This window comes from Mycobacterium sp. 3519A (assembly GCF_900240945.1).
In the GTDB taxonomy this organism is placed as follows: Bacteria; Actinomycetota; Actinomycetes; order Mycobacteriales; family Mycobacteriaceae; genus Mycobacterium.
This window is the reverse complement of record NZ_OESG01000013.1, coordinates 258,478-285,270: the sequence shown is the minus strand read 5'-3', so window position 1 is coordinate 285,270 and position 26,793 is coordinate 258,478. Positions and strand designations below refer to the sequence as shown.

The 26,793-nt window shown below is 65.9% G+C and carries 27 protein-coding genes; 14 read left to right on the top strand and 13 right to left on the bottom strand.

Features of this window, described 5'->3' with window-relative positions; translation table 11 throughout:
• Positions 1 to 144 precede the first annotated feature (144 nt).
• The 5 genes from C1A30_RS09280 (at position 145) to C1A30_RS09260 (ending at position 4,839) form a co-directional block, all read left to right on the top strand.
• Positions 145 to 1,020 (top strand): branched-chain amino acid ABC transporter permease, encoded by an 876-nt coding sequence (locus tag C1A30_RS09280; RefSeq protein WP_101947980.1) that lies wholly within the window; start codon positions 145 to 147, stop codon positions 1,018 to 1,020.
• Between the two features lie 61 nt (positions 1,021 to 1,081).
• Complete coding sequence (locus C1A30_RS09275) at positions 1,082 to 2,101, top strand: branched-chain amino acid ABC transporter permease (RefSeq protein WP_101947979.1); 1,020 nt, start codon at positions 1,082 to 1,084, stop codon at positions 2,099 to 2,101.
• Positions 2,098 to 2,814 (top strand): ABC transporter ATP-binding protein, encoded by a 717-nt coding sequence (locus C1A30_RS09270; RefSeq protein WP_101947978.1) that lies wholly within the window; start codon positions 2,098 to 2,100, stop codon positions 2,812 to 2,814. The genes C1A30_RS09275 and C1A30_RS09270 overlap by 4 nt, the downstream gene beginning before the upstream one ends.
• Entirely contained in the window at positions 2,807 to 3,550 is a 744-nt protein-coding gene (locus tag C1A30_RS09265; protein WP_101947977.1) for an ABC transporter ATP-binding protein, read from the top strand. Before C1A30_RS09270 ends, C1A30_RS09265 begins: the two co-directional genes overlap by 8 nt.
• Positions 3,551 to 3,552: 2 nt before the next feature.
• Entirely contained in the window at positions 3,553 to 4,839 is a 1,287-nt protein-coding gene (locus C1A30_RS09260) for an amino acid ABC transporter substrate-binding protein (RefSeq protein WP_235009783.1), read from the top strand.
• A gap of 7 nt (positions 4,840 to 4,846) precedes the next feature.
• Here C1A30_RS09260 and C1A30_RS09255 read toward each other — a convergent pair whose 3' ends face one another.
• Positions 4,847 to 5,881 (bottom strand): sorbosone dehydrogenase family protein, encoded by a 1,035-nt coding sequence (locus C1A30_RS09255; RefSeq protein ID WP_200828224.1) that lies wholly within the window; start codon positions 5,879 to 5,881, stop codon positions 4,847 to 4,849.
• A gap of 126 nt (positions 5,882 to 6,007) precedes the next feature.
• On the opposite strand from C1A30_RS09255, the gene C1A30_RS09250 reads away from it, so the two are divergent.
• The 4 genes from C1A30_RS09250 to C1A30_RS09235 all read left to right on the top strand — a co-directional run bounded on the left by C1A30_RS09250 (position 6,008) and on the right by C1A30_RS09235 (position 9,208).
• Positions 6,008 to 6,700, top strand: coding sequence for a DUF4194 domain-containing protein (locus C1A30_RS09250; protein ID WP_101947975.1), 693 nt, complete (start codon positions 6,008 to 6,010; stop codon positions 6,698 to 6,700).
• Positions 6,701 to 6,850: 150 nt separating this feature from the next.
• Positions 6,851 to 7,816 carry a metal-dependent hydrolase gene (locus tag C1A30_RS09245; RefSeq protein WP_101947974.1) on the top strand — a complete coding sequence of 322 codons (966 nt, stop codon included), beginning with the start codon at positions 6,851 to 6,853 and terminating at the stop codon, positions 7,814 to 7,816.
• Complete coding sequence (locus C1A30_RS09240) at positions 7,813 to 8,001, top strand: ferredoxin (RefSeq protein ID WP_101947973.1); 189 nt, start codon at positions 7,813 to 7,815, stop codon at positions 7,999 to 8,001. Before C1A30_RS09245 ends, C1A30_RS09240 begins: the two co-directional genes overlap by 4 nt.
• A gap of 4 nt (positions 8,002 to 8,005) precedes the next feature.
• A complete protein-coding gene (locus C1A30_RS09235) occupies positions 8,006 to 9,208 on the top strand; it encodes an NAD(P)/FAD-dependent oxidoreductase (RefSeq protein WP_101947972.1) in 1,203 nt (400 codons plus the stop codon).
• 4 nt (positions 9,209 to 9,212) lie between these two features.
• On the opposite strand, the gene C1A30_RS09230 is transcribed toward C1A30_RS09235, so the two are convergent.
• From C1A30_RS09230 to C1A30_RS09220, 3 genes are all read right to left on the bottom strand, one after another.
• Positions 9,213 to 9,674 carry a hypothetical protein gene (locus C1A30_RS09230; RefSeq protein WP_142392573.1) on the bottom strand — a complete coding sequence of 154 codons (462 nt, stop codon included), beginning with the start codon at positions 9,672 to 9,674 and terminating at the stop codon, positions 9,213 to 9,215.
• 120 nt (positions 9,675 to 9,794) lie between these two features.
• Positions 9,795 to 11,381 (bottom strand): hypothetical protein, encoded by a 1,587-nt coding sequence (locus C1A30_RS09225; RefSeq protein WP_101947970.1) that lies wholly within the window; start codon positions 11,379 to 11,381, stop codon positions 9,795 to 9,797.
• Complete coding sequence (locus C1A30_RS09220) at positions 11,378 to 11,716, bottom strand: DUF2563 family protein (protein WP_101947969.1); 339 nt, start codon at positions 11,714 to 11,716, stop codon at positions 11,378 to 11,380. The genes C1A30_RS09225 and C1A30_RS09220 overlap by 4 nt, the downstream gene beginning before the upstream one ends.
• Before the next feature lie 111 nt (positions 11,717 to 11,827).
• Between C1A30_RS09220 and C1A30_RS09215 the strand changes: the two genes are divergently transcribed.
• Positions 11,828 to 12,742: an NHL repeat-containing protein gene (locus C1A30_RS09215; RefSeq protein WP_160112716.1), complete on the top strand. Its 915-nt coding sequence runs from the start codon at positions 11,828 to 11,830 to the stop codon at positions 12,740 to 12,742.
• Between the two features lie 186 nt (positions 12,743 to 12,928).
• Positions 12,929 to 16,291, top strand: a complete 3,363-nt coding sequence (locus tag C1A30_RS09210; RefSeq protein ID WP_101947967.1) for an ATP-binding protein — start codon at positions 12,929 to 12,931, stop codon at positions 16,289 to 16,291.
• A 39-nt stretch (positions 16,292 to 16,330) separates the two neighbouring features.
• Here C1A30_RS09210 and C1A30_RS09205 read toward each other — a convergent pair whose 3' ends face one another.
• Positions 16,331 to 16,825 carry an Ltp family lipoprotein gene (locus tag C1A30_RS09205; protein ID WP_235009781.1) on the bottom strand — a complete coding sequence of 165 codons (495 nt, stop codon included), beginning with the start codon at positions 16,823 to 16,825 and terminating at the stop codon, positions 16,331 to 16,333.
• A gap of 62 nt (positions 16,826 to 16,887) precedes the next feature.
• The gene (locus tag C1A30_RS09200) at positions 16,888 to 17,121 is read right to left on the bottom strand and encodes a hypothetical protein (protein ID WP_200828223.1); all 234 of its coding nucleotides are present in this window, start codon (positions 17,119 to 17,121) and stop codon (positions 16,888 to 16,890) included.
• Between the two features lie 58 nt (positions 17,122 to 17,179).
• Here C1A30_RS09200 and C1A30_RS09195 point away from each other — a divergent pair, with 58 nt between their 5' ends.
• Entirely contained in the window at positions 17,180 to 17,455 is a 276-nt protein-coding gene (locus tag C1A30_RS09195; protein ID WP_142392572.1) for a hypothetical protein, read from the top strand.
• 132 nt (positions 17,456 to 17,587) lie between these two features.
• Here the strand turns inward: C1A30_RS09195 and C1A30_RS09190 are convergent, their stop codons facing one another.
• Genes C1A30_RS09190 through C1A30_RS09180 form a run of 3 tightly spaced genes read right to left on the bottom strand, consistent with a single transcriptional unit; the run spans position 17,588 to position 20,353 of the window.
• Entirely contained in the window at positions 17,588 to 18,457 is an 870-nt protein-coding gene (locus C1A30_RS09190; protein WP_101947964.1) for an AraC family transcriptional regulator, read from the bottom strand.
• Positions 18,454 to 19,260, bottom strand: a complete 807-nt coding sequence (locus tag C1A30_RS09185; protein ID WP_101947963.1) for an alpha/beta hydrolase — start codon at positions 19,258 to 19,260, stop codon at positions 18,454 to 18,456. Before C1A30_RS09185 ends, C1A30_RS09190 begins: the two co-directional genes overlap by 4 nt.
• A gap of 19 nt (positions 19,261 to 19,279) precedes the next feature.
• Complete coding sequence (locus tag C1A30_RS09180; protein ID WP_235009779.1) at positions 19,280 to 20,353, bottom strand: NAD(P)-dependent alcohol dehydrogenase; 1,074 nt, start codon at positions 20,351 to 20,353, stop codon at positions 19,280 to 19,282.
• A 290-nt stretch (positions 20,354 to 20,643) separates the two neighbouring features.
• Here C1A30_RS09180 and C1A30_RS09175 point away from each other — a divergent pair, with 290 nt between their 5' ends.
• Both C1A30_RS09175 and C1A30_RS09170 read left to right on the top strand, forming a co-directional pair.
• Positions 20,644 to 21,321 carry a type 1 glutamine amidotransferase domain-containing protein gene (locus tag C1A30_RS09175; protein ID WP_101950076.1) on the top strand — a complete coding sequence of 226 codons (678 nt, stop codon included), beginning with the start codon at positions 20,644 to 20,646 and terminating at the stop codon, positions 21,319 to 21,321.
• On the top strand, positions 21,318 to 21,644 hold the full coding sequence (locus C1A30_RS09170; protein WP_200828222.1) for a putative quinol monooxygenase: 327 nt from the start codon (positions 21,318 to 21,320) through the stop codon (positions 21,642 to 21,644). The genes C1A30_RS09175 and C1A30_RS09170 overlap by 4 nt, the downstream gene beginning before the upstream one ends.
• On the opposite strand, the gene C1A30_RS09165 is transcribed toward C1A30_RS09170, so the two are convergent.
• Genes C1A30_RS09165 through C1A30_RS09150 form a run of 4 tightly spaced genes read right to left on the bottom strand, consistent with a single transcriptional unit; the run spans position 21,615 to position 26,786 of the window.
• Complete coding sequence (locus C1A30_RS09165) at positions 21,615 to 24,581, bottom strand: lantibiotic dehydratase (protein WP_101947962.1); 2,967 nt, start codon at positions 24,579 to 24,581, stop codon at positions 21,615 to 21,617. The genes C1A30_RS09170 and C1A30_RS09165 overlap by 30 nt on opposite strands.
• Positions 24,578 to 25,783, bottom strand: a complete 1,206-nt coding sequence (locus tag C1A30_RS09160; RefSeq protein WP_101947961.1) for a lanthionine synthetase C family protein — start codon at positions 25,781 to 25,783, stop codon at positions 24,578 to 24,580. The genes C1A30_RS09165 and C1A30_RS09160 overlap by 4 nt, the downstream gene beginning before the upstream one ends.
• A 6-nt stretch (positions 25,784 to 25,789) precedes the next feature.
• Positions 25,790 to 26,092, bottom strand: coding sequence for a hypothetical protein (locus C1A30_RS09155; RefSeq protein WP_101947960.1), 303 nt, complete (start codon positions 26,090 to 26,092; stop codon positions 25,790 to 25,792).
• The gene (locus tag C1A30_RS09150) at positions 26,076 to 26,786 is read right to left on the bottom strand and encodes a nucleotidyltransferase domain-containing protein (RefSeq protein ID WP_142392571.1); all 711 of its coding nucleotides are present in this window, start codon (positions 26,784 to 26,786) and stop codon (positions 26,076 to 26,078) included. Before C1A30_RS09150 ends, C1A30_RS09155 begins: the two co-directional genes overlap by 17 nt.
• Between the last annotated feature and the right edge of the window lie 7 nt (positions 26,787 to 26,793).

Genomic DNA, 26,793 nt, shown 5'->3' with positions numbered 1-26,793 from the left:
GGAGCCACCAGCAAACTTTCGCGACGTGGGATGCGGAACCGTGACCTCGAAAGTCGTCCGCGTCCATATCGATTGTTTTATGGTTTTTACGCTCACGGCCCGGACACGCTCCGAGCAGTCTGACCGCTCAGCCGAGAGGATGCAGTGACCGAACTCGCGCAAGCGCTTGTCGGGGGAATTCTCATCGGCGGTCTGTACGTCGCCATCAGCATCGGCTTCTCGCTGTCGTTCGGTGTCCTCGACGTCGTCGACCTCGCCGTCGGCATGTGGGTGGTCATCGGCGCGTTCGCCGCCGTCGTGGCCAGCGACGCGCTGGGCGTCGACGCGTTCCTGCTGCTCCCCGTCATCTTCATCGTCTTCGGGATCGTCGGCTGGCTCATCGCACCGCTGATCTACCGGGTCCGGACCAGCAAGTACGCCCTGCCCGCGCTGATGGGGCTGGCCTTCACCTTCGGCCTGGCCACCCTCATCCGCGGCGGCCTGCTCACCGCGTTCGGCTACACGCCCCGTACCGTGCACACCGAGTTCTTCTCCGGCAACGTCTCGCTGCTCGGCATCACCGCACCCGCCATCCGGGTCGCCGGCTTCGCCTTCGCCGTCATCGCCACCGGCCTGTTTTTGGCGTTCCTCTTCTACACCCGCACCGGTCTCGCCATCCGGGCCACCGCCCAGAGCAAAGAAAACGCCGGGCTGATGGGCATCGACGTCAAGCGGATCAGCAGCCTGGTCTACGCCCTCTACGTCGGCCTCACCGCGATGGCCGGTGCGCTGCTGGGCGCCATCTACGCCATGACCCCCGAGGTCGGCCTGCGCTACACCCTCTTCGCGTTCTTCGTCGTGGTGCTCGCCGGGCTCGGCTCGGCGCTCGGGGTGATGGCCGCCGGTCTGTTCCTCGGCGTGCTGCAGTCGTTGACCACCACCTATGTCGGCGCCGACTACACCCTGCTGGTGGTCTTCGGCGTGCTGTTCGTCGCGCTCCTGCTGTTCCCGCAAGGCATCTCACGGCGGGGTCTGGCATGAGCGAAGCTTGCGAGCGAATCATCGGCCCAGAATGCGGCGACCGAGCCTGCGAGGTCGTCGCATGAGTAAGCCTGCCTCTGGGGGCAACCCGTTCCTGAATCTCGGCGTGCTGGTGCTCGTCGTCGCGCTGATGTGCCTGCTGCCGATGATGACGTCGCCCTACTACGTCCGCGTCGCCACCGGCGTCGCGATGTGGGCCGGAATCGCCTTGTCCTGGAACGTGATCTGCGGGTACGCCGGCTACATCAGCTTCGGCCACGTCGCGTTCTTCGGCATCGGCGCCTACACCACCGCGATCCTGATGCAACCCGACTACGACTGGAACTTCTGGGCCACCCTTCCGGTCGCGGCCGTCATCGCCGGCGCCGTCGCCGCACTGGTCGGTTGGCCCACGCTGCGACTCAAGGGCGCCTACTTCGCCATCGCGACCTGGGCGCTGGCCGAGGCGATCCGCCAGCTCACCACCGTCGTCGACTTCACCGGCGGCTCCCGCGGGCTCACCACCCCGATCCGCTCCGACGACAACTTCTTCTTCTACACGATGCTCGGCGCCGCAGCGATCGCCTACGTCGTGTGCTATCTGCTCCTGGAACGCTCCCGGTTCGGTTTCCAGGTAAAAGCGGTGCGCGACAACGAGATCGCCGCCCGCGCGCAGGGCATCAACACCACCATGGTCAAGATCTGGGCGTTCGTGCTCAGCGCGGTCATCCCTGCCGTGCTGGGCGGCATCAACGCCTACTGGATCACCTTCATCAACCCGGCCAGCGTGCTGAACACCCTGATCACCGACCAGCTCGTCGTGATGGTGCTCGTCGGCGGCCTCGGCCACATCTGGGGCCCCGCGCTCGGCGCCACCGCCATGTTCCTGCTCGAAGAACAGATGCGAATCAGCTACGGCGACACCACCGCCTACATCATGATCGTCGGCGTGCTGGTGATGGTGATCGTGCTGTTCCTGCCCGACGGACTCGTCAGCATCGCCCGCCGCGCCCGACGAATGCGCCTGGTACGCCAATTCCTTGGCCGCGCCCGCGATGACCTCGCACCACGCGAAAAGGCCACGCAGGAGGCCGGCCCATGACGGTGCTGGCAGTCGAGAATCTGGCCCGCTCGTTCGGCGGCATCCACGCCGTCGACGGTGTCTCGTTCGACGTCGCGCAGTCCGAGATCGTCGGCATCATCGGCCCGAACGGCAGCGGCAAGAGCACGCTGTTCAACCTGCTCACCGGCGCGCTGAAACCCGACGCCGGCCGCATCACGCTGTTCGGCCGCGACGTCACCCGCCTCGCCCCCTACAAGATCGCCCGCGCCGGGCTGGGCCGCACCTTCCAGATTCCGGCGCTGTTCATCAATATGACTGTGCGGGAGAACCTTTGGACCGCCGCCGTGCAGTTCGACTGGAACAACGCCCGCGAGGACGCCGACGCCGTGCTGGAGCAGCTGGAGCTCACCCACGTCGCCGACGACCTCGCCCGCAGCCTGTCCGGCGGGCAGCAGCGGCTGCTGGAGATGGGCCGGGTGCTGATGCAGAAGCCGAAGGTCGCGCTGCTCGACGAGGTCGCCGCCGGGGTGCATCCGCGGCTCCGCCAGATCATGCTGGGCGCCATCCGCACCCTGCGCGACGCGGGCACCACGTTCCTGGTGATCGAGCACGACATGGAACTCGCGCAGGACATCTGCGACCGCATCATCGTGATGGACGCCGGAAAGATCGTGGCGCAGGGCAGCTTTGACGAGATCTCGCACGACCCGCACGTGATGGAGGCGTATCTGGGGGTGTCCGCGGATGAGTGAGCGCCCCGAAAGCGTCGTCACCGTCGAGGAACTCGACGCCGGCTATGACGGCGTGCAGGTGCTGCGCCAAGTGTCGATGACGGCCCGCACCGGCGAGGTCACCTGCATCTTCGGGCCGAACGGCTGCGGGAAGAGCACCCTGCTGAAGGCGATGGTGGGCATGATCGACCCGTGGGCGGGCCGCGTCAGCCTCGACGGCGAGGACATCACCCATCTGCCGTCGCATCGCACGCTGGGCCGCGGGCTGGCAATGATGCCGCAGGGCGGCGGCGTGTTCCCGCGGCTCTCGGTGCGCGACAACCTGCGCATCGGCGGCTACACGATCCGCGACCGCAAGCAGCTGGACCGCCGTATTGATGAACTGCTGGAAGAGTTCCCGCGGCTGCGCGAGCGGAACGACGTGCAGGCCGGTGCGCTGTCCGGCGGGGAGCAGATGATCCTGTCGATCGCCCGTGCGCTGGTGCTGAATCCGCGGTTCCTGTTGTTCGACGAGCCGTCGGCGGGGTTGTCGCCCAAGCTCGTCGGCGACGTCCTGGTCCGCGCGGCCGCGCTAGCCCGGCGCGGGGTCGGCGTGATCATGATCGAGCAGAACATCCGTGAGGCGTTGCGGGTGGCCGACCGGCTCTACGTCCTGGTGGGCGGGCAGAACCGGTTCGAGGGCACACCCGCCGATGTCGAAGACGACCGCGAGTTGATGCACCTCTATCTCGGAGGTCGGGCAACCGGAGAGGAATGATTATGTCCCACAACATCAATCGTCGACGCTTTCTGACCCGAGCTGGGCTGGTCGCGGGCGGCGTGGTCGCCGGCCCGAGCCTGTTGGCCGCGTGCGGCGGTGAGCAACAGGGCGGTGGCGGCGGGGCCACCGACAAGTTCAAGGTCGGCGCCGTGCTCGAGTTGTCCGGTGAATCGGCGACCGGTGGGCAGATCGCCCAGCGCGGATATCAGATGTGGGCCGACGCGGTGAACAAGGCGGGCGGACTGGCGATCGGCGACAAGAAGTACCAAGTCGATCTGGTCGTGCAGGACTGCAAGAGCGATCCCGCCACCGGCGCCGACGCGGCGTCCCGGCTGGCGACCCAAGAGGGTGTGAACGCCATGTTCGGCGCGTACACCAGCGGTGTGCAGCTGGCGATGGACCCGATCTGCGCGAAGTACAAGGTGCCGTGCATCGCCGGCTCCGCGGAGTCGCCCGGTGTCTGGAAGAAGCAGCCCGCGTTCACCTTTGGCGTGATTCCCGCCGTCGACCTCACGGCGGCCAAGGCGATGCAGTCCATCGTCGACACCGCGAATCCGAAGCCGGTGACGGCGGCCGTCGTCGGCGCCAACGAGCCGTTCTCCGACGACACCGCGCAGGGTTTCCGGTCCGGCGCCGAGGCGGCGAAGCTCAACGTGGTGCACTTCTCGCTGTTCCCGCCCAACGCCGACCTGGCGCCGGTGGCGCAGGTGGTCGCGGGGCAGCGGCCCGACATCGTCGCGGTCGGCGGCCACGACGTGCTGCTGGTCGACTTTGTCAAGGCGATGGCCGCGACCGGCTACACCCCGAAGGCGATCATCGAGCACTACGGGATCACCGACGCCTCGTTCTCCAAGGCGCTGGGACGGCAGGCCGACGGGGTGATGGGCATCTCGGTGTGGTTGCCGTCTGCGACGTTCAAGGATGACCTGTTCGGCTCGGCGGGCGACTACGCGAAAGCATTTGAGGCTCAGCACGGTTCGCCGCCGGACTACACCGCCGCCGGGTGCAGCGCCGCGGGGCTGGTGCTGCAGTCCGCAGTGGAGAAGCTGGGTCAGCCGCCGTCGCTGTCCGAGGACAACCGGAGCAAGCTGAACGACCTGATCGCCGCCACCGACATCCAAACCTTCTACGGGCCAATCAAATTCGCCACCGAAGGCGACCACTTCCACAACAACACCGCACTGAACCCGATGCTGGTGCAGATCCAGGGCGGACAGGTCAAGGCGATCGCGCCGCCGGAGTCGGCAGAGGCGAAGATCATCTATCCGCTGGCGCCGCTGGGGTAAGCGGGTTTCAGGGCCGGAACTGCAGGATCCGGTCGTCGCCCTCGCGCGGGCTGCCCCGGCCGTCGCGGTTGCTGGTGGTGAACCACAGCGCGCCGTCCGGTGCAGCGACCACGGTGCGTAGCCGCCCGTACTGTCCGACGAACAACGGTGTCGCACCGGCCACCGAGCCGTCGGCGCCGACCGGTATCCGATACAACCGCTGACCGCGCAGACACGCCACCCACAGCGATCCGCCGAAGTACGCCAGCCCCGACGGCGACGCCTCGCCGGTGCCCCACTCGATCGCCGGGTCAATCAGCCCCGGCGTGCCCGCGCGGCCTTCCGCGATCGGCCAGCCGTAGTTGCCGCCCCGCTGGATCAAGTTGAGCTCGTCCACCCGGTTCGCGCCGTACTCCGTCACCCACAACCGCCCAGCCGAATCCCACGCCAGCCCTTGGATATTGCGATGCCCGAACGACCACACCGGGGAAGCAGGATCCGGATTATCCGACGGGATCGAGCCGTCGGGGTTGATGCGAAGGATCTTGCCGCCCAGCGACGAGCGGTCCTGCGCGATGCCGGGGTCACCGCTTTCGCCCGTCGTCACGTACAGCTTGCCGTCCGGGCCGAACGCGATGCGCCCGCCGTCATGGACCGAACTCGCCGGGATGCCGGTCAGGATCGGCGACGGCTCCGTCAGGGAGGCCCCGTCGAAGCGCATCGTCACGACGCGGTTGTCGCCCGCGGTGGTCAGGTAGGCGAACACCGTTTGACCCGCCGTGGCCAAGCCGAGCAGGCCGCCCTCGCCGCGCGCCGCGACACCCGGCACTGACCCGATGTTCGTGATGACGCCGGGTTGCGTCATGTGCCGAATCGCGCCGCTGTCGCGTTCGGCGATCAGCGCGGTGCCGTCGGGCAGGAACGCGATGCCCCACGGCACGTCGAGGTTGGTCGCGATGTCCTCCGGTCCGCCGTTAGACGGCTGCCCGACGGATTCGGGGCCGTTTGCGCACGCGACAACCAGCAGGATCGCCGAGGCAAGCGCGATCACGGCTCGCTTCATAGGCCTCAGCGTGCCACTTATGCAGCGCGTATACGTGAAATCGGCCGCCGACACCGCCCTACCGCGTGCCCACGATGTCCGGGCCGTGTCCTATGTTGGGGAGTCCGATCAAGTGCAGAGCGAGGAATGCGAGTGACTTCTGAAGCCGACATCGACTTCTCCTCACTGCCCCAGGTCGACCAATCCGCCCGTCCACCGGTCCAGCGGCGGCCCCGCTTCGACGGCGACGTCTCCGAACTGCCCGACCGCGCCTGCTGGGCCCTGCAGCACCTGCTCACCCGCCGCTACATCAGCGCCGAAGCTGACGCCGACGTGTACAGCTGGGTCCTTGAATACCGCAAGGAACTGGCCGTGCGGCTGTCGGAACTCGACCTGCTGCTGCGCATCGTCGACGGGACCGACGTCGCGTTCGTCGAGCAGGCGCGCTACGAATCCGCAAGAGGCATCAAGCTTCTGCGCCGTGAGCCGCTCGGCACCTACGACTCGATCCTCGCGCTGCACCTGGCCCAGATGATGCGCGCGTCCGGCGGGCAGACCGTGCTGATCAGCCGCGAGGAGATGCACGGCCTGTTCTCCGGCGTCCTCAACGACACCGACCGCGACGCCGTCACCTTCGCCGCCCGCATCGACGGCGCCATCGCCCGGCTCACCGGCCTGGAGATCCTTCGCAAAACCCGCGACGACGAGGACAGCTACACGATCTCCCCCGTCATCACCGCGATCATGACAGCCTCGGTCATCACCGAACTGCAGCAGCAGTTCGAACAGCTGCTCAATGGCGGAGCGCCGGCAGAGGACGAAGACTCCGCGGAGGACTGAGCTGGCCCGACCGCCTGGCAGCTGACTGACGAAAAGCTGTGAAAGAAGCCTGTTTTCCCGCTTTTCGAAATCCAGTACCGCCGGTACGCATAACGGGCATCCAACTCGGGTAGCCGACGGACACACAGCCGTCATATCCCGGGAGAGTTCATGCCTGAAGTCCAGCTGCATCACGACGGACATCCCATGTACCGCCGCATGGTCCGCTTCGATTGGTCGGAGACACCGCTGCACTGGGTGCCCGACGACCCGTTCACCACCCACATGATCAACGTTCTGCACCTGTTGCTTCCGGAAGGCGAACGCCACTTCATCAAAGCTGTTCTGGAAGCGTCGTCACTGGTCGACGACCCCGAGCTGGAGGCGGCCATCAAACCGTTCATCCAGCAGGAGTCGTGGCACGCCTGGGCGCACCAAGTCGTGCTGGACCATCTCGCCGACCAGGGCATCGAGACCAAGCCCTACACCGACCGCCTCGGACGCCACCTGTCGGCAATACTCGGCGACCCGCCGAAGTTCTTCCCGGCACCGCTGCGACGGTGGTGGCTCTATCGCCGGCTTGCCGACGTGGCCGCCCTCGAGCACTTCACCGCGATGCTGGGCCAGTGGGTCCTGAAGAACCGCACTCTCGAGGAAGTCGGCGCCGACCCGGTGATGCTCGACCTGTTGCGCTGGCACGGTGCTGAGGAAGTCGAGCACCGCTCGCTGGTCTACGACGTCTACCAACATGTCAGCGGCAACTACGTCATCCGAGCCTTCTCGATGCTGATGACAACTCCCCTGTTCGTCGCGTGGTGGATCGCCGGGGCGCGCTATCTGATGGCCGCCGACTCAACCATCGACCAGAAATGGCGCTGGCGCGACTGGACGCGGGCCGCACGCAAGGGTCTGCTACCCGGACCGTGGAGCTTGCTGTTGGCCGCGCCGCTGCGTTACCTGCGGCCCAGCCATCATCCCAACGATGAAGGCGACACCCAGATGGCCATCGACTACCTCGAGTACTCGCCGGCCGCGAAGGCGGCACGCGAACGCGCAGGCGCTCGACAACGACCCCAGGGCGCTGAGATGACCAGCGGCCAGCAGGTCGCCGACACGAAAGAGGTTGCAGCCCAATGAAAGTAGCAGTCGACCTTGACACCTGCGACGGAAATGGCGTCTGCATGAGCATCTGCCACGAAGTGTTCGACGTCCGAGAGGACGGCCTGCACGTGCTCGACGACCGTCCAAGCGACGACCTGCGTCACCAGATCATTGGTGCGCAAGTGTCGTGTCCCACCCAGGCCATCACAGTGGAGGACTAGCCGCATGCCTACCGACCTTCGCGACGTCGTCGTTGTCGGGGCGGGGATCGCAGGGATGCGCGCCGCCGAAACGCTGCGGAAGGAGGGCTACGACGGCGCTCTGACGATCGTCGGCGACGAATGGCACGCCCCGTATCACCGTCCGCCGCTGTCGAAGAAACTGCTCAGCGGGCAGATCCAACGCGCCGGAATCGATTTGGCCCCGCAGTTCGATCTTGACGCCCGCGTGCTGCGCGGTGCGTCGGCACGCAGGCTGGATCCGTCGTCGCACACGCTCGAACTCGACGACGACGGCGCGCCATTGTCGCTGCGTTACGATGGCCTCGTCATCGCCACCGGCGCCGCCCCGCGCGCGTGGCCGGGCGAGGTGCCCGACGGGGTCATGCTGTTACGCACAGTCGACGACTGCCTCGCCATTCGCGAACGACTCGCCGACCGTCCCCGCGTCGTGGTGGTCGGCGGCGGGTTCATCGGCGCCGAGGTCGCGGCGACGTGCCGGATGCTCGGGCTCGACGTCACCCTCATCGAACGCAGCGATGGCCTGCTCCTGTCGGCGCTCGGTCCCGAAATGGCCTCCTGCTGGGCGCAATTGAACAAACAGCATGGCGTCGACGTCAGGATCGGCGTGCAAGTCGAGACCTTCACGGGTAACGGACGCGTCGACGGCGTGCGGCTCAACGACGGCTCACGGCTTGCCGCCGACCTGGTCGTCGTCGGCTTGGGCGTCACCCCGGCGACCGAGTGGCTCGACGGCTCCGGACTGCGGATCGACGACGGCGTCCTATGTGACGCGACTGGCGCCGTCGAGGGCGGCAGCGGCATCGTCGCCGCCGGTGACGTCGCGCGCTGGTGGCATCCACGCTATGAGCGGCATCTACGCATCGAGCACTGGGACCACGCCGGCCGCCAGGGCGAGGCTGCGGCGCGCACGCTGCTGGCCAGTCCGGGCAATGCCGACACGTACGACGAATTGCCGTACTTCTGGTCCGATCAGTACGACGTCAAGCTCCAGATGCTCGGTGTGACAACGGACTACGATGCCTACACCGTAGTCGAAGGCCGCCCGGACGAGTGGCAGTTCACTGCCGCCTACGGCCGTGATGGCCGCACCATCGCGGTGCTGTCCACGATTCCGGGACGCGTGCTCGCCTACCGTGACGCGATCAGTAACGGTGCGGAGTTCCCTCCCCGGTCAACGGCCGCGTAGCGCGCTAGGCGCGCTGCTTGCCAACCGCGTAGCCGCCGAGGTACAGCACGGTGAACACGCCCAGCGTGACAATCGACACGACAACGAACTGCGGGAGTTGTTTCCGGGCAATCGAATACCGCGCGCGTCCGTCGTTGTAACCGAAGACGACCGCTATGGCCACCACCGCGACGGCCATCGCCACCGCCAGCCGCGGATTCTCCTTGTGCAGTATGTACTGGCCGATGTTGAATGCGCACAAGGCCATTGCCGGAACCATCAGCCACCACAACTTGCGCGCTGACGTGAAGGCGGCATCCGACGCCGTGGTTCCGGCATCCGCTGTCGAGAACGCGACGACCTTGTCGCCGAATTTGAGGTACGAGCTGGTGAAGTAGGCCGTCATGAGCATCAGCACGGCGACCAGTAGCGACAGCAGCAGGCCGGATTTCCAGTCCGGCGGGAACGCAATGAAAAACGCGGACACCGTCGCAATGGAAATGCCGGCCCAGAACATCCGCCGACCCACCGTGGGGTTCCTGTGGGGAGCCAGCACCGGCAGCAGCAAGCCGACGAAGGTGGTGACGACAAATGGGACGTTAATGATCTACCCCGTAAGCCATTTGTAAGCCGCCTCCCCAGCTTCCTCGCCGCCCATCGCGCCGACCGTGCCGAGGACGAGCGCACCGACGAACGCCCCCGGCGGACCGGCGATCGCCGCGCCACCCTCGGCCCCGATTGCTCCCAGCGCCCACGCCCCCGCCATCCCGCCGGCAGACTTGGTGACCACCTCCCCGAGCGGGGCCCCGTGCTGCCATTCGTACAGGCCCACCCCGAGATCTATTGCATTGCCGACCCATCCGAGTTTTCCGCCGATCTTCTTGAGCGCTTCAGCGTCCTCGGGCGAGAATGCCACACCCGGCTGCCAATGCTTGCCCGTGGGCAACGCTTCACCGAATCGGTCGAAGGCTTCTGCCCCACCCGCGATCGGCTTACCCGCAGCCGACGCACCTTCGACGAGTTCCTTCGGCACCACGCCGTGCGACATACCGTCCGCCACCCCGGCGGCTCCCTCCGGCGTCATCCCGGATTCCTGGAGCTGCTGCTGCAGTCGCGTCAGCGCATTGGCCCGGTCGGTCACTTCCATCTGATCGATCAAAACAGTGGCGTCGTCCGGCGTCATGGGTTGTTGATGCCATGACACATTCCCATTCTGCAGATCGTGCTGCAGGTTCAGCCGCGCCTGCGCGCGGGTGCGTGCATCCCCGCCGAGGACAACGTCTTTCGGCACGGGACCGGTCGACGTGGCCGTCATATAGTCGTCGAGCCGTTGACCCGCCAGCCGGGTCGGCCGGTCGTCGCCGTGCGCATGGGCCGAATGGGCATACCCGTGAGCCGGGTCGGTGATCGCCTGGTAATCGCGCAAGCGCGCCGCCGCGTCGGCCTCTTCCCGTGTCATATAACCGGGCTGGCCCGCCATGCTCGGCAGATATGTTTTCCTGCCTTCCGCGTGCGCCTTGTCGACCAGAGCCTGGTCGCGAGCCCGTTGGCCCGATTGGTCGTACCGCTGCGCGATCTCTCGAGGCGCGTTGCCGGCCACGCCGTCGACGTCGTCGATCACGTCCGGCGCATAACCCGACGCCATCATCGCGGCTTCTGCGCCGTCCAACTGCGCGACGTAGGCGCCGCGGAATCCTTCGAGCTGCGCGGCGGCCGCGCTGGTCGCACCTTTCGCCGACTCGAGCAGCTGGGCCGCCTCGGATGGCGAGTTCGCGGCCAGAGCGGCAGTGATCTGATCGTCGATACCGTGCAATTGTGTTTCCAGAGCAGCGATCTCGGCGTCACTGTCGCGCTGTGCTATCGCAAGCGCCGCCGCGACCTGCTCCAGGTCCACGGCGATACGTGACAGTTCTTCGGGGTGACCGGCCAGCTGCGTCGCCGTACGTTGCACTTCGTGCGATTCGTCGATCGGATACTCGCTGTCGTTTTTCCGGTACGCCTCTTTGAATTGACGCTTGGCAGCGTCGAATTCCTCGTCGGCTTCTTTGATGTGCTGACCGGACTGGTGAAACGCATCGGCCAGGTCGTTGATCGCACCGGCGTCGCCCGCCTGGATCTCTTTGTTCAGTTTCCACGGGTCGTCGCCCGCGGCGGCCACCAGTTCGGCTTCGGTGAAGTTGACGTACTGGCTCAAGAGCCGCCTTCGCCGACGTGATCACCCGCCGAACCGATCGCCTGCGCGGCGCCGGTATCCGTGTCGGTCACCGCGCGGGCACCGATGTGGCCCTTGCTCGCGATGTCGGTCAGCCGCGCATGATGCTCCTGCGACCGCTGGGCGTGACTGTCGCGAGCGGTGGTGATGGCGCTGTGAAAAGCCTGTGCGGCCGCGAAGTCACCGAAAATGCCCTGCGGAACGGATGCCTCTGAGAGCCGATCCGCCGCCTTCCGGGCCGCTGTCCCCGCAAAATCGCTGGAGTCGCTGCCGGAACGAAGCAAACCGGTGTCTACCTCGAACTTTCCCGTCGGCATGATCTTAGGCTAACTCACCAATGGGCCTGCTACTGACAGCAATATTCGGTCGCGGCGGGTGAGATGCGACAGTGGTACGTCCCCCACGACCTAAGGAGACGAAGGGCAGTCGTGAGCTTTTCACCGCAACCCGATCGAGCGCCGACGCGAGCCAAGTGGGTATGGATGGGGCTGGCACTGGTCGCCGTCATCGGGCTCGCGGTCGCCGCGATCGTGTCCGCTGCTACCCGTCACTCGGCGACGACGCTGCCGTCGGCCTCGGCACCGACCGGTCCGACCGAGTTGCCGTTCGGCCCGCTGCACGGACCACAAGGGGTTGCCGTCGACGGCAGCGGCAACGTCTACGTCACTGACGTCGCCACCGACATCGCCGACGACCAGGTTCTCAGATTGTCGGCGAACAGCACCGACCCGGCGAAGCTGCCCTTCTCCGGTGCAGGCCCGGTCGGCGTGGCCGTCGACGCCACCGGCACCGTCTACGCGACCGACTACGTCAACGACCGAGTCCTGAAACTGGCTCCTGGCGCCGGTAAGACCGCCGAACTTCCCGTTGCAGGACTCAACCGGCCAGGCGGCATCGCGGTCGACGCTGAGGGCACCGTCTACATTGCCGATACGTACAACGATCGCGTGGTGAAGGTCGTCGGTGGTAGCGCCGTCGAACTGCCCTTCTCCGGTCTGAGCAAACCGTCCGGTGTGGCGGTCGATAGCGCCGGCGACGTCTATGTCGCCGACTCGCGTAACAACCGCGTGTTGAAATTGGCGCCCGGCGCACCCAACGCGACTGAATTGCCTTTCGCGGACCTGCACGGGCCGAATGGAGTTGCCGTCGACAATTCTGGCGGCGTTTACGTCACCAGTTACGGCGACGGGCGTGTCTCGAAACTGGCTGCAGGCCAGTCACATTCGGCAGACATGCCGTTCTCTGGGCTGAAGAAGCCCTGGGGTGTGGCGGTGAGCGCAGCGGGCGATGTGTACGTCGCTGATTACGGGAACCTTCGGGTCGTGGAACTGAAGGCACGATAAGCCACATTGGTCGCATTGGCCTCAGCTGTTACTCGGCACCGGGCAAAGAGGCCGAGGTGACGGATTTCTCCCCCGACACGGCCCTCCCCACGCCGGCGATGTCGGCCCCGTCGCCTATGTTGAGGCGTCCGACAAATGACAGATCGAGGAACGCTAGGTGGACGACGGCACGGAGAATGTAGGTCGATGACTGAGCAGTTTCATTTGTCCCGGCTGCAGGTCATCAACTGGGGCGTCTTCGACGGCTACCACTCCATCCCGTTCAGCGCGGGCGGCGCCCTGATCGCCGGCGCCTCGGGCAGCGGCAAATCCTCACTGCTGGACGCGATTTCGCTCGGCTTCCTGCCGTTCAACCGGCGCAACTTCAACGCCTCCGGCGACAACACCGCCGCCGGGTCCAGCGCAGGCCGCCGCACCGTCGACAAGTACGTCCGCGGCGCCTGGGGCCAGCGCAGCGACGGCAGCACCAGCAGGGTCATGTACCTGCGCGGCGACGGCACCGCCTGGTCGGCCGTCGCGGTCACCTACACCAGCGACACCGGTCGCACCGTCACCGGCCTGGTGCTCAAGTGGCTGACCGGTGAGTCCCGCAACGACTCCTCCAGCCGCTTCGTGCTCGGCGACGGCGACCTCGACATCGAGGACGTCTGCAACCGCTGGGCCGCCGGCCGCTTCGACGCGGGAGTGTTCAAAGAGGACTGGCGGTTCTCCACCAAGGTCGAGTCGCAGTACCTCGCGCAGCTGTACGCCACCATCGGCATCCGCGCCTCCGACGCCGCCCAGCAGCTGCTCGGCAAGGCCAAGTCGCTGAAAAGCGTTGGTGGACTTGAACAGTTCGTGCGCGAGTTCATGCTCGACGAACCCGACAGCCTGGCCCGGCTGCCCGAGGCGCTCAAGCAGATCGACCCGCTGGTCGAGGCCCGCGAACTACTGGCTGTCGCGCAGAAGAAACGCAAGATCCTCGGCGACATCGAGGCCATCCAGCAGCGGTACGCGTCGGAGTCGTCGGACCTGGGCATCATCGACCTGGTCGACGCGCCGATGGTGCGCGCCTACACCGACCACGTCCGACTCGCGCAGTGCCCCGCCCAGATCGCCACGCTCGACGGCACGATCGACCAGCTGGAGAACGAGTACGAAGACGTCACCCGATCGCTGAATCTCGCCAAGGCGGAAGCGGATTCGCTCAACGCCCAGATCAGCGGGTCCAGTGCGAACATTGCGCCGCTACAGTCGCAGGTGACCGCCGCCGAGGCCGAGGCCGAGCAGGTCGAGCGCCGCCGCGCCGCCTACGAGGACATGCTCACCGCCCAGGACATCGAGATCCCGGACACCGCCGACGAATTCTGGAACCTGCGTGAGGAGCTGCTCGCGCAGGCCACCGAGATGCTCGCCAAGGTCGAACGCAACCGGGAGGCCTCCACCGACGCCGAGTACGCGCAGAAGTCCGCCCGCATCGCCCGCGACGATGCCGCCAAGGAACTCAAGCGCGTGGAGCATGTCGGCTCGGCGTTGCCCGAGTTCGCGTTGGCGATGCGCGACCACATTTGTACTGCCGTGGGCGCCGATGCCACCGAACTGCCGTACATCGCCGAACTGCTCGACCTCAAGCCCGATCAGACCCGCTGGCGGCTCGCGGTGGAGAAGGTGCTGCGCGGCGCCGGGCTACGGCTGCTGGTGCCCGATCAGCACTGGGCGGCGGTGCTGCGGTTCGTCAACGAGACCGATATGCGGGGCCGGCTGCAGCTGCACCATGTGCGGGCGAAACTCCTGGGTGCGGAGCCGGTGGAGCCGGAGTCGAATACGTTGGCGGGCAAGCTGTTTGCTGTCGCTCCTTCGCATCCGTGCGCCGCCGAGGCTGTCGATGTGATTGGTAATGCCGGCGACCACATGTGCGTCGACACCCCCGATGTGTTCGACCGGTTCCGGCGCGCGGTCACCGACACCGGCCTGTACAAGGATTCTGACCGGCTGGCGGTGAAGGATGACCGGCGACCGGTCAAGCAGTCCGAATACCTGTACCAGGGTGATGTCACCGCGAAGATCAACGCGCTGACTGTCGAGTTGGCCGCAGCCGAGGAGACGTATCAGAAGGCCCGCCGCACGGCCGACGACATCGCCGCGCAGCGCCAGCAGTGGCGCGACCGGGCCGCGGCGTGCAAGGCGATCTGCGAGCAGTTCCCGCAGTGGAGCCAGATCGATACTGAGACCGCCGACGGGCACGCCGAGCGGCTGCGCGAACAGTACGAGTTGCTGATGGCCGACAATCCCGACATCGAGGCGCTGAATGCGCGCGCGGACGAATGTTGGTCGCAGATCCAGAAATTGATGACGCGGCGCGGCGCGATCCAGACCCGCCGGGACAGCCTCGACGAGCGGCGCACCCGGCTGATGGACCTCGAGGAGCGGCTGTCGCCGGCGTTCGTCTCGGAGCCGCTGACCGAGCTGCTGAACCGGTACGCGGCTGCGTTGCCGGTGTCGCTGGAGTTGTTGGATCCCGAGCCGCACCGGGATGCGTTGTTCGCGACGATCAAGAAGGAACGCGAGCAGCTGCGGGAGAGCCGGCGTCGCTCCTACGACGAGTTGGCGCGCATCCTCAACACGTTTGACACGTCGTTCCCGGACGCGATCCCCAACGATTCGGACGATTTCGATGAGCGGGTGCACGACTACGTCGCGTTGTGTAAGCACATCGACGAGCGCGAGCTGCCCGAGGCCTACGAGCGGATGATGCGGTTGGTCACCGAGCAGGCGCCGGATGCGATCCTGACGCTGCACCGGGTGGCCGAGCAGGAGGCGCGGCGGATCAGCGATCAGATCGACCGTGTGAACACGGGTTTGGGCGCGGTGGAGTTCAACCGTGGCACCCGGTTGACGCTGCGGGCGACGCCGCGGCAGCTGACGGCGGTAAGCGAGTTGACCGAGATCGTGCGGTCGATTTCGCGACGCATCGCCGAGGTCGGGTTGGGCGACAAGCAGGCGATTCTGGACCAGTACGCCGACATTCTGCGGCTGCGTAACCGGTTGGCGTCGACGGCGCCGGAGGACAAGGCGTGGACGCGCGACGCGCTGGATGTGCGGAACCGGTTCACATTCGATTGTGCGGAGTGGGATGTCGCCAACGACGAGCTCATCCGGACGCACAGCAATGCGGGCGACAACTCGGGCGGCGAGCAGGAGAAGCTGATGGCGTTCTGTCTCGCGGGTGCGTTGAGCTTCAACCTGGCCAGCCCCGAAAGTGATGACAACAGGCCGGTTTTCGCGCAGCTGATGCTGGACGAGGCGTTCAGCAAGTCGGACCCGCAGTTCGCGCAGCAGGCGCTGCAGGCGTTCCGCAAGTTCGGCTTCCAGTTGGTGATCGTCGCGACGGTGCAGAACGCCACCACGATCCAGCCGTACATCGACAGCGTGGTGATGGTGTCCAAGACCGAGCCGACCGGCCGCAACGCGCGGCCGGTGGCGTCGGTCGCGACGCGGACAATCTCGGAGTTCTCGTCGCTGCGGCAGGAGATGCGGAAGACCACGGAGAAGGTGCCTGCTGGGGTCTGACGTCGCGACTAAGGTGAAAGCTTGGCGCAGCAGTTCAGGCTAGAGCCCGGCGGCGGTCACCCCATATGCGGCTTGCGCTGGTGTGAACCCCTCATACTCGAGCTGATCGATGAGTCCGCTGCGCGAGAATCCCGACATCTCCAGGTAATCCTTCGCGGACTTCGCCGCCTGCTCGTTCCAGTCAACGGTGATGTGGTCGACGGCGAATGTTGCGTCTTCAGTTGAGAAGCCCTCATATTCGAGCTGTTCAATGAGCCCCTGACGCGAGAAGGACGAGGTCTCGAGATAGTCTTCGGCGGAGCGGACGGCATTTTGCTGACTCGCTGGGCTGAGGGGCAGTTCGGATCTGAGATTGAGGCCCATCGTCGGTTTTCCGGTATCAGCGGAACCCCCGATTAGGCCAGTCGAATCTTCCATGTGCACAGGCGCATTGCTTCTCGTGGTGGCGGCTTGTGCCGTCGCTGCACCCACTCCGGTGATAGCCAGAAGGATCGCGGCGCTGGCGAAAGTGGTCAGATGCTTCTTGTTGTTCATGTTTCCCCCGGGCTAGTGACTGTCGGTCTTCTCGGCATGTGTGTGCGGAAAAGAGCAGGCGATCACGGACAGGACTCGATGTCCTTCTTGACCACGCCGAAGTCAATCTTGCTGCGCTCTGTGATCACGGCTCCTGGCGCTGGCGTGGAAGTGCACACCACCCAGTTGCGGTCGTCGATTTGCATACGCCCCTTGCCAGTGAGATCGGTCGAGGAGGTGTACCAGATCGCATCAGACGTCAATGACTGAATCGCATCCTGCGCGCCTTGAAGGTCCTTTCCGATCAGGTTCGGCATCGCCCATGAATCGGCTCCCGCGGGTGATGCGGTATCGACACCCGCAACGACTAGCCCCGTGCAGATCATCAATGACGCTGATACTTTCACAATCACAGCAAACTCCCCCTTTTTGATAGAGGAACAATACGTTTTGTTCAGTCGCCTCGCGGCGGTTTCGAGAGAATTTGTTGACGCCGTCGTCAGCCTGTCCGTTGAGGGCGACCTGATGCAGCCACCGACCCCAGAAACGCCAGCGGAGCTGGCTGTCGCCTTCATGACCGAGAGTCGCGACGCAGTTGTGGTCCCTGCTTCCGAGGTTTCCGATCCGCATGAGCAGGGGCAATACCGGTGACGACCGGTGGCGCGTAGGACAAACTCCGTTGGGGCAGGAGCGCGCAAGACGGCGGAGCGGGTGCCGGTAGTGGTGTGAGCGCCCTGTGTGTCATCGACAGCAGCCAGAGACGGAGTCCTCGCGCTACGCCCCTCAGCACGCCTGACGGAACGGATGCGCGTTCGCGTAGTCGCCGGGCGTCACGCCGAATCGGCGTCGGAACGCCTTGATGAAATTCGACACGCTGACGTACCCCACCTGACGCGCGGCGTCCGCGACAGAGCACCGCCCACCATCAAGCAACTGCTGCGCGCGAACAAGCCGCGCCTCCTTCACATACTGATACGGCCCAAACCCGGTCATCTCCCGAAACGCCCGCGAGAAGCTCGACGGACTCAGACACACACGCGCCGCCAGCGCATCGACCGTCAACGCGTCAGCCAGATGCGTATCGATATACGCCACCGCCGCACCGACCGGATGCGTCATCTCCTGCTCCGCGGCCATCCGCATCAACCGACCACCCTGCTCGCCCCGCAACACCCGATACACCAACTCCCGCAACAACAGCGGCGCCAGCACCCGGCGATCACACTCAACGCTCAGCGACCCCAAGAACCTCGAAACGGTGCTCACCATCTCCGCATCGGCGACCGATGCTCCACGCCGCGCGAGAGACGGATCGCGTGACACGATGCCGACTCCTCGCACACTCGTCACCACCGACCGAACCAGCTGCGGGTCAATCGCCACGACAAGACCCAGCACCGGACGTTCCGAAAACCCCTGCGGAATCTCGCAGTCGAGATGATGCCCAGGCGCCGCCACCAGATAGTTGACCGAACCCACTACTGGCGCATCAGTACGCTGCGCGACGAACACAAGCGACAGCGATCTGACGCCGTCGCACTGCAGAAGCGAGGTGCACCGCGTAATCGACACACCCGGCCAATGACCACCGGCCGCAGCGGATAACTGCGCGAACAGCTCTCCGGCCGGGTCGACAGCCAGTACGCCGCTCATACCGCGATGCTTCCGGTGAACCCTTTGTCACTCAGCCACGTCAATGTCACATCGGCGACCTCCCGCCAACGGCGATCGACCGTCAACGAGTGCCCCGCCCCGTCGAACTCGTGAAACTCCGTGACCGCAGTGGATTTCGCGTACCGCTTGAACGCCGCCTTGGCTGTCACGAACGGCACCGTGTGGTCCGCGGTCCCACCCGTGATCAGCAAGGGTCCGCGATCCGCATTGCCGACATCGACCTTCGCCGCGGAGTTCGGCACGAAGTTCGCCGTTCCCGCCTCGAACAGCGGCTTACAAGGCGACGGAATCGACCACTGCTCCCACAGCTCATCCGACTCTGCCTCCGTCAGCGTGTTGCCGAACCCATACAGCCACTGCTTACGCGTCAACCCCTTCGCCCGACCATGATTCAACGGGTTGCCCAATACCGGGAAGGCCGACCGCAGCTGCGCGAAAGGCAACACTCTCACACCCTTCATCGGCGCCGGATCGATGGCCGCCGCCGCGGCCACCTTGTTCTCCCCCAACAGCTTCTGCGCGATCAGACCGCCGAATGAATGCCCGATTACCACCGGCAAGCTGGAGAACTGTTCGATCACCGCAGCGAAGTGATCGGTGATCTGGCCGAGGCCGAAACCGGCTTGCGCATCAGGGTTTTCCCGCGATGCCACCGCGGTGTCGGCTTCGCCAGGCCATCGCGGTGCAATCCCCCGATGGCCGCTGGCGGCGAAGTGATCGATCCACGGTTGCCATGATCTGTACGACACCCACAGACCGTGAATGAAGACGATGTCTGCCATGCACTGCTCCCTACCGGTTTCAGTCGAAGACGATCACCGCGCGCCCGACGATGTCGCCGCGACCGAGCGCTTCTAGATTCGTGTTGACATCGTCGAGTTTGGTGGTGACCACGTTGTGTTTGATCAACCCCTGGCTCGCGAGCGCAAGGACCTCCGTGAGGTCGTTGTGGTTGCCCCAGAACGACCCGAAGTAGGACTTCTCTCCACTGACGAACGGAAACAGCGGAAGTTCGACACGCCGCCCCATCAAGCCGACCTGAGACAGCGCACCTTCCGTCGCCAGAATGGCCGCCGCCAACCCCAACGACTCCGGTGATCCGGCGCAGTCCAGCACTGCATCAACAGTGCGCCGGCCCGTGAGCCCCTCGAGTTCGTCCTGCACATTCTCGACAGACTTGTCGCGCACGTTCACCGTGTGATGCGCGCCGTTCTCCGTTGCCACCGCGAGCTTCTCATCGCTTCGCGCGAATGCCACGACCGTCGCTCCGCCACCGAAGAGCCGGGCATACTGCACGCCGTACCCGCCGAGGCCGCCGACCCCGTTGATCACCACGGTGCGTCCGGCGCCCAGCTTGCCCGCGTCGCGCAACTTCTTCATCCCGCGATACGGCGTGATCCCCGCGTCGGTCAGCGGCGCAAGATTCTCCAGTCGCGCGTCCGGTTGGTCAGCCACCGAGATGACATGGTCGTACGGCGCCAGCATGTACTCGGCAAAGCCACCGTCGGGTCCGAATCCGACGAGTTGCCCACCACTACAGAGCTGTTCGTTCCCCTCATGACACTGCCGACAGGTCCCGTCGCCCCAGTTCGGGTCCACCACAATCGGGTCGCCTTCGGAGAGTCCCGCCGACGCCGGCACCGCAGAACCCAATGCCGCGATGTTGCCGGCAACCTCATGTCCCGGGATGAACGGCAACTCCACGGGCGAGCCGTCTCGGAAGTAGCCATCCAGAAGCTGGTAGTCACTGCGGCACATCCCCGCCGCCGCGACCTTGATCAGCACCTGATTCGGCCCCGCATCGGGGACTGGAACTTCGTCGACCTCCAACGGTTGGTTGAAGCGATGGATCCGTGCCGCGCGCATCGTCTGCATGTGCCGAACGTATTCGGAAGCAGTTGACGATCAGTTGACGGGCAGTGGATCACCGCACGGACGGTCAGCCGAGTCCGGCGAGAAACCGTTCGGCGCGCTGGACGCACAGTCCGGCTTGGTGATCGACCGACCATGCCCGCGCCGCATCGGCGGCGGCAGCCCGATAGCCCATTCCTGCTCGGCGATTGTCCGTTCCGCGCGGGAACCCGAGCGGAGCGCGCCCGGATCCGCGCGTTCGTGGTGTGCTGCGGAGGTCCGACGGTCGGATATCGCAGGTCAAGGAGAAGGTCGTGGGTGTTCCATACGTACTGTTTGTCGCAACCAACGCCGCGCACATCGGTCCGCACCATCGGCCGACGGGATTCTTCTTTCCCGAGATCGCCCATCCGGTCCAGGCGCTGGACCGTGCCGGTATCGCGGTCGAGTTCGCTACACCGCAAGGGGGGAAGCCGCCGGAGGACGGATTCGACGGTGACGACACGAGCCAGACCGACTTCCTCGACACGAAGGCCTACCGGCGGCTCTCCCGCAGTCGCAGGCTGTCGGACGTGGATGTGCTCGACTACGACGCGGTCTTCTTCCCTGGCGGTCTCGGTCCACTGGTCGACATCGCGCGCAACCCGGAGGTGCAATCCACCGTCATTCGCGCCTGGAACGCGGGCATGATCGTCTCGGCCGTGTGCCACGGTCCGTCGGCATTTCTCGGGGTCACGCTCGATGACGGCACACCGCTGGTGCGCGGTCGCAAGCTCACCTCTTTCTCCACCGCCGAGGAAGACGGTTATGCCGATCAGGACATCCCGTTCGACCTCGAGACGGACCTGCGGGCGGAAGGCGCGCTCTATGAAGCGACCGATCCGTGGCAGCCGAAAGTCGTCGTCGACGGCCGCCTGATCACCGGACAGAATCCACAATCGGGGGCGTTGGTGGGCGAGGCATTGGTCGAAGCGCTGAAGATGATCCCGTGACATCAGTTGTGGTGGTGGCGGATTGGCAAACCACCGAGGAGTCAATCGACACGGTCCGAGACCTACTGGCCGACCTACGCCCTCGATCCTTGGCCGAACCGGGTTGTGAAGGCTACGAAATCTTTCAGCAGCGGGACGATCCTACCGGCATCGTGCTCATCGAGCGGTACCGCGACGAGGACGCGCTTGCGGCACATCAGGCATCGGACCACTACCAAGACATTGTCGTCGCGAAGATTCGTCCGCTGCTGACCGAGAGACGCGTGCAAATTCTCCGACCATGGGAATGCGGCTCAATGCCGCACAGTGAGGCCGTGCAATAGCCGTCCCAACAGCCCATACACCCGACGTTCGGTGGCCCGGTCGGCTCCCAGCAGTCGGTTCAGGTGTAGATGTACGAGGCTGCCATACAGGTCAATCGGCGCGCATGACATACGCCCCGCGCCGTGGAGTTTTGTTGTGGCGTTGTGCAGTTGGGCGCTCGCCGTTCGAAGTCGACCCAAAACGCCGTCGAGCGGTGGCGGTGCGGTGCCGCCGGCAAGCATCGGCCGTAAGAGCTGCTTCCATTCCCGATAATCCGCACCGGACTCAGACTTGGCTCCCGATCTGGCCGCGCACCATAGGCCTCGGTCCTGTCTGTCCATCCCCAATCCCCGCAATATCGCGTCGACAGTTATCACCGCAGTCGGCAATGGCTCCATCACGGGACAAGCCAACAAATCGCTCACCACCACACTGTCCGCGCAGAAGAACTCCTCCGACGCCGCCAGGCCGTCCGGCCCTCCGAACCGATCCAACTCCCGCTCGTATGTGTCGATCGAGAATCGTTCGCACATACCAACATTGGTCAACTCCGACGCCCACGCCGTGATCCGCGGCAGCAAGTCCCTCAGCAAGCGCTCGGGGTCGCCGCGGAACCGCAACCGAATGTGCCTGCGCGGATCGCTGTATCGAATGAAGAACCACTCACCGAAGCCCTCCCCCGCCACCTCCCGCGTCAATGCCCGCACCGGTCCCCTGAGCAACTCCTCTTCCAGATCCGCAGGGGAGTACAACTTCACAAACAACCAATCGCTGCCCGGCGGCCTCAAGTCCGCTCGCCAGCCACCCACCGGGCCCGTGGGCGGCGCCGGCGTCGGCGCGCGGCGGATCAGCGGAACCACGAACTCGGCCGCGAATCGACGGCCGGCGCTGTCGGGTAACCAGGTGCGGTCCGGTCCCGGGAATTGTTCTTGGACAACAAGTGAACCGCGGATCCGCAACTCTCGACGTAGTTCCTCCGCGTCTCGCGTCAGATCCAGCGTCAGCCGGTGATCGCCGGCCGCGACCACCACCGCGGCCGGGGCATCCCACCGTGCCCGCCACACATCGAGTTCGGTGCGGAACGCCGCCGCATCGTCGAGCCCCGACACGAAGTCGTCCGCGCGCAATCGCCACTGCGCCAACGACAACACGATCCGCCCGCACCGCACCCGCGGCAGAAACGGGAACGACGCCGCCGGTCCCCACGAGAACGCATTGAGTTGCCGTGTCTGATGGCGCCCCACCTCGGAGAGGAACCGGGCGACGGCCGGTGCGCGCGTCGACGTGAGCATATGGCCAGCGGTGACCATCACCTCTTCGCCGGTGCGCGTCCACCGCACCCGGAACCTGCCGTCACGCACACCCACCACCAGTTCGTCGGCTCCGATGGTGTGCTCGGCATCGGTGCTGGCCGGCACGTCGATCGCGATCTCGTAGCGCCGCGGATTCGGCCGCGTGGACACGTTGCCCAATCTGCGCGCCCTCGGCTGATAGATCAGTTCGGCGATCACCTGCCCCGGTGCGCGTTCCGCCTCGGCGGCGGCCACCTGCGCCAACGCCTTCGGCGCGTCCGGCACGAAATCCGCGAACCGGCCCAGCATCCGCCCGGCCGCCCCGCTGCCGATGCTTGGGCCTACCACGAGGTCGTACTCACCGGCGTCGATCGCCTCCCGTGATTCCGCCGAAACCACGACATCGACGTCGAGCGACAGCGGCACCCCGGTCGCCGACATGTCACCGGTGGCGAGCTGCTCAATTACGTTGTCGTCCAGGAAGACCTCGCGACTCCTGCTGCGCAACGCCTCCGCCGCCAAATCCACGAGCACCTGATTCCGACCACCCGGTTCACCCGACGCTGTGAGCGGCAGCGGCCCGATGCCTACGTGCGGATCGACCATCTCGACCAGCGGCACCTCGCGATGTCCCCCGTACCGCTGCTCGAACATCCGCCGGTACGTTTCCAACGTCGCGGGCCCACGCGCACTGCGACTCACCCGAAGCAACAACTCCGCCGCGCGCGCCGCGTCGATGGCGATGCGCTTCGACACCGTGGCGGAAGCGAAACTGAGCGCCGAATCCACCTGCAGCGGCGCATCTTCCGCCGTTACCGCATCGTTCGCCCGCGCTGTCAGCGTCCGGAAACCTGCTTCGTCCGGTGACTGCTCGGCATCCCACTGGTCGGCAGCCTCTAGAACGTCGGAAAGCTGTGCGCGGACCGGCCCCGCAGCAGGGATGGACGTCAACTTCTCCAGCACGTAGCGCGCCGGCGAGGCAACCGTCAACGGAGGATGCAGATCAGTCAGCAACAGCGTCTGCTCACACAGCCGATCCACCAACGTGGTCACTTGCTCGACCGTCGCTCCTGGCGTCGTCTCGAGCAGATGCGCTGTCAGGTCGTCGAAGCGGATCGGTGTCCGTGCCGCCGCCATGGTCCGCTTGACCACGTCGGTGGCCCGCACCGACACCGACAGCGCCGCGCCGTTGTCACGGGACGCCCTCTCGGCGAGGAAGATCCGTCCGGCCCGCGCCAGCGCCAGCGGGTTCGCCCGGACACACAGCTGTCGGCGGATCCGCGGATCGGATTCCGCACGATCCACAAGCGTCATCAGCCAGCCCGCGTCCGGGCGGGTGCGCCGTGGCCGATGATCGGCGATCAGTTCGATGTCGGTGCGCTCACCCCAACTGGCCAGGCCCACCCCCGCGAACAAGCCCAGCGGCGTTGGCCGCGTAGACATCCGGATGAGGTATCGGCGCAACGTGGATTCGGTGCGTGGGCGCAGCGGGCCGACGCCGTCCTTGGCCAGCGCGTCGCTGAACGTCATGCTCGCCACCGCGAGTGCTGAGCGCGCCTCGCTCGTCAGCGCGCCGCGCAAGTCTCCAGTGCACGCGTCGAGTGTGTCGACGGGCAGTAGCGGCGCCCGGACCACCGCGAAATCCAACGGTTCGTACAGCGTCATGACAACATCAGGACCCGGTCCCAGATCGGCTCCACCGGCGTGGCCGCGGTCAGCAAGACCAGCGCCACGCCTGCCGCACCTTCCAACAGGCCGGGATTGTCGATGTGTTCGCCTGTCGGCTTGAGATCGCGGTAGCCGAACCGACCGTCGGGTTCGTGGGCGTCGAGCAGTTGTGTGGTGAGTTGCTCAGCGGCAGCCGAGAAGGCTGATCCTGCGCCGTCGCGCGAGAAGCGCAGGGTGATCTGAAGCAGGCCTGCCACACCGTGACACAGCGTGGGCGAATCGATCCGCCGCTGCGGGATGGGCCTCTTGAACACAGCGGTCATCGCGGCCACCGCAAGATTGCGGTAGTCGGACCGGCCCGTCGCCGCCCCGGCAAGCCACAGTGCTCGCGCCACCCCCGGCGACCCGTAGCACCACGCTGAACGCGCCGGTGACGCGGTCGTTTGTGTCAACGCGGCGGCCACCGGGAAGCCGACCCCCCATTCGTCGCGACACTGCGCGTGCACGATCCGGTCGGCGGTGCGAATGATCGCGTCGCGTTGACCGGTAACCTCGACATCTTCACTGGCGGCCAGCGACAGCAGTGCGAGCGGCCCCGGAATCCCATGCGCGAGACCGAGATTGACGTGACGATCGGGATAGTTCGCGCGCAGGTTGTCGGTCGAGTGATTGAAGGTGGTGTGCCAATGCGGAACCGCGTCCCCACCGTCCTCCGAGAGATACACCAGCGCACGCAATAGCTTCTCCAGCGCCGCCCGACAGGGTGCTGACGTTCGGCCGAGTAGATACCGTCCGGCTCCGGCCAATCCGGTGATCACGTCGAACAGCGACACCGGGACGCCGTGTGGTCGTGACTGCAGCACACCGTCGGACACCTGCCCGACGCGGTCGACGATCGCGGTGTCCAGTGTGGTCAACAGCGTGTCGTACCGCCTGCCGTCACGGGACAGCAGCGATGCCGCGGTGGCCAAGCCAGCGAGGCCACCCAGTCCGACCGCCGGCTTCGGATCCGCTTCCATGCCGCGGACCGCATGGCGCAAATAATCGAACCCGACGCCATCCCAACCACATTCGGGCTCCACCGTGTCCAGGGCCGCCGCCAGCACCGCCAACCCGGCGCACCCTCCCCATAAGCCGGCTGCGCCTGGGTCTGCGCGCAGCCGCCGCGCGGTGTCGACGGCAACGGTCAGCGCGTCCACGGGCGTCTAGCCGTCGCACCCATCGGTGCCGGGATCGGGGCAGTTGACGCAGGTGCCCCCAGTCTCACCGCAGCCGTCGGATTGGTCCTCGCAATAGTTCCCCGGGTAGGTGAACGGGTAGCCGCAGTCCTCCAGGCGTTGATCGCAGGTCTCGACGGTGCTGCACGGGCAGGTCTCGCCGCAGCTCGCGTCGACGGAATAGCACTCCCACCCGCCAGTGTCACGCATCTCTTCGGTCAACGTGGCGAGCGGACGCACGAACGGGGCCAACCGGATGTCGAGGTCGAACTGATCATCGAGCTGAGACATGTTCCCTGCCTTTGATATCCGTGTCGGTGGGGTTGCGGAAGGCGCGCATCGCGATCACGCCAGCGGAGTTTCGAGCGTCCCGAAACCTGCGCTCGGCGGTAAGCATGGAGGGCAGCGGCGTCGGTTCCGGCGTGCCGAATTCGTCGAGGATGCCTCGGAATTGCCGCACAACCTCCGGGTCGATGACCGAGCTGCGCTTGCCGCGGATCACCGGCGCGACGGCGGCACACCCGACGAACTCGGCCAGACCGTCGGCGGAGAAGACGGGTTCTCGCACCATCGCCGCCTTGGCGATGAGCATCTCTCGGGTGCACCATGCGACTGCATGGTTGAATTTGCGTGCGTCGGTGGCCTTCTCGTGATGTCGCACCAAAAACCAGCCGGCCTCTGCGCAGTCTTTGATGACCGGGGTGTAGTCGTCGCGGAACTGGAAGGCTCGCTGGATTCGTGCGAACACCGGCTCGGACTCGAACAACACCCTGCCCTCAGACACCAGGTGGTAGGCGAACAGGCTGCCCGACCGGGCGGCGCGCAGCGCATCGTCGAGCGGTTCGGCCATCACCGTGGCCCGTCCGAACGACACCGGCGTGGGTGCGTCATCCGCGGTGATCGCGGTCAGGTCGACGTCAGAGTCAGCGTCAAAGTCTCCGCGCGCGCGACTGCCATACAGCAGCAGACACATGACTGACGACATCGCCTAC

Bases quoted from the DNA above. Each gene is read 5' to 3' on its own strand.
- C1A30_RS09275 (WP_101947979.1), top strand. From the start codon at position 1,082: ATGAGTAAGCCTGCCTCTGGGGGCAACCCGTTCCTGAATCTCGGCGTG.
- C1A30_RS09180 (WP_235009779.1), bottom strand. From the start codon at position 20,353: ATGCAGACGATGCGCGCGGCACGGATCCATCGCTTCAACCAACCGTTG.
- C1A30_RS09185 (WP_101947963.1), bottom strand. From the start codon at position 19,260: ATGGCAGACATCGTCTTCATTCACGGTCTGTGGGTGTCGTACAGATCA.
- C1A30_RS09220 (WP_101947969.1), bottom strand. From the start codon at position 11,716: ATGCCGACGGGAAAGTTCGAGGTAGACACCGGTTTGCTTCGTTCCGGC.
- C1A30_RS09245 (WP_101947974.1), top strand. From the start codon at position 6,851: ATGCCTGAAGTCCAGCTGCATCACGACGGACATCCCATGTACCGCCGC.
- C1A30_RS09200 (WP_200828223.1), bottom strand. From the start codon at position 17,121: ATGCCGAACCTGATCGGAAAGGACCTTCAAGGCGCGCAGGATGCGATT.
- C1A30_RS09270 (WP_101947978.1), top strand. From the start codon at position 2,098: ATGACGGTGCTGGCAGTCGAGAATCTGGCCCGCTCGTTCGGCGGCATC.
- C1A30_RS09250 (WP_101947975.1), top strand. From the start codon at position 6,008: ATGCGAGTGACTTCTGAAGCCGACATCGACTTCTCCTCACTGCCCCAG.
- C1A30_RS09165 (WP_101947962.1), bottom strand. From the start codon at position 24,581: ATGACGCTGTACGAACCGTTGGATTTCGCGGTGGTCCGGGCGCCGCTA.
- C1A30_RS09260 (WP_235009783.1), top strand. From the start codon at position 3,553: ATGTCCCACAACATCAATCGTCGACGCTTTCTGACCCGAGCTGGGCTG.
- C1A30_RS09190 (WP_101947964.1), bottom strand. From the start codon at position 18,457: ATGAGCGGCGTACTGGCTGTCGACCCGGCCGGAGAGCTGTTCGCGCAG.
- C1A30_RS09240 (WP_101947973.1), top strand. From the start codon at position 7,813: ATGAAAGTAGCAGTCGACCTTGACACCTGCGACGGAAATGGCGTCTGC.
- C1A30_RS09205 (WP_235009781.1), bottom strand. From the start codon at position 16,825: ATGAACAACAAGAAGCATCTGACCACTTTCGCCAGCGCCGCGATCCTT.
- C1A30_RS09265 (WP_101947977.1), top strand. From the start codon at position 2,807: ATGAGTGAGCGCCCCGAAAGCGTCGTCACCGTCGAGGAACTCGACGCC.
- C1A30_RS09155 (WP_101947960.1), bottom strand. From the start codon at position 26,092: ATGTCTCAGCTCGATGATCAGTTCGACCTCGACATCCGGTTGGCCCCG.
- C1A30_RS09210 (WP_101947967.1), top strand. From the start codon at position 12,929: ATGACTGAGCAGTTTCATTTGTCCCGGCTGCAGGTCATCAACTGGGGC.
- C1A30_RS09235 (WP_101947972.1), top strand. From the start codon at position 8,006: ATGCCTACCGACCTTCGCGACGTCGTCGTTGTCGGGGCGGGGATCGCA.
- C1A30_RS09150 (WP_142392571.1), bottom strand. From the start codon at position 26,786: ATGTCGTCAGTCATGTGTCTGCTGCTGTATGGCAGTCGCGCGCGCGGA.
- C1A30_RS09255 (WP_200828224.1), bottom strand. From the start codon at position 5,881: ATGAAGCGAGCCGTGATCGCGCTTGCCTCGGCGATCCTGCTGGTTGTC.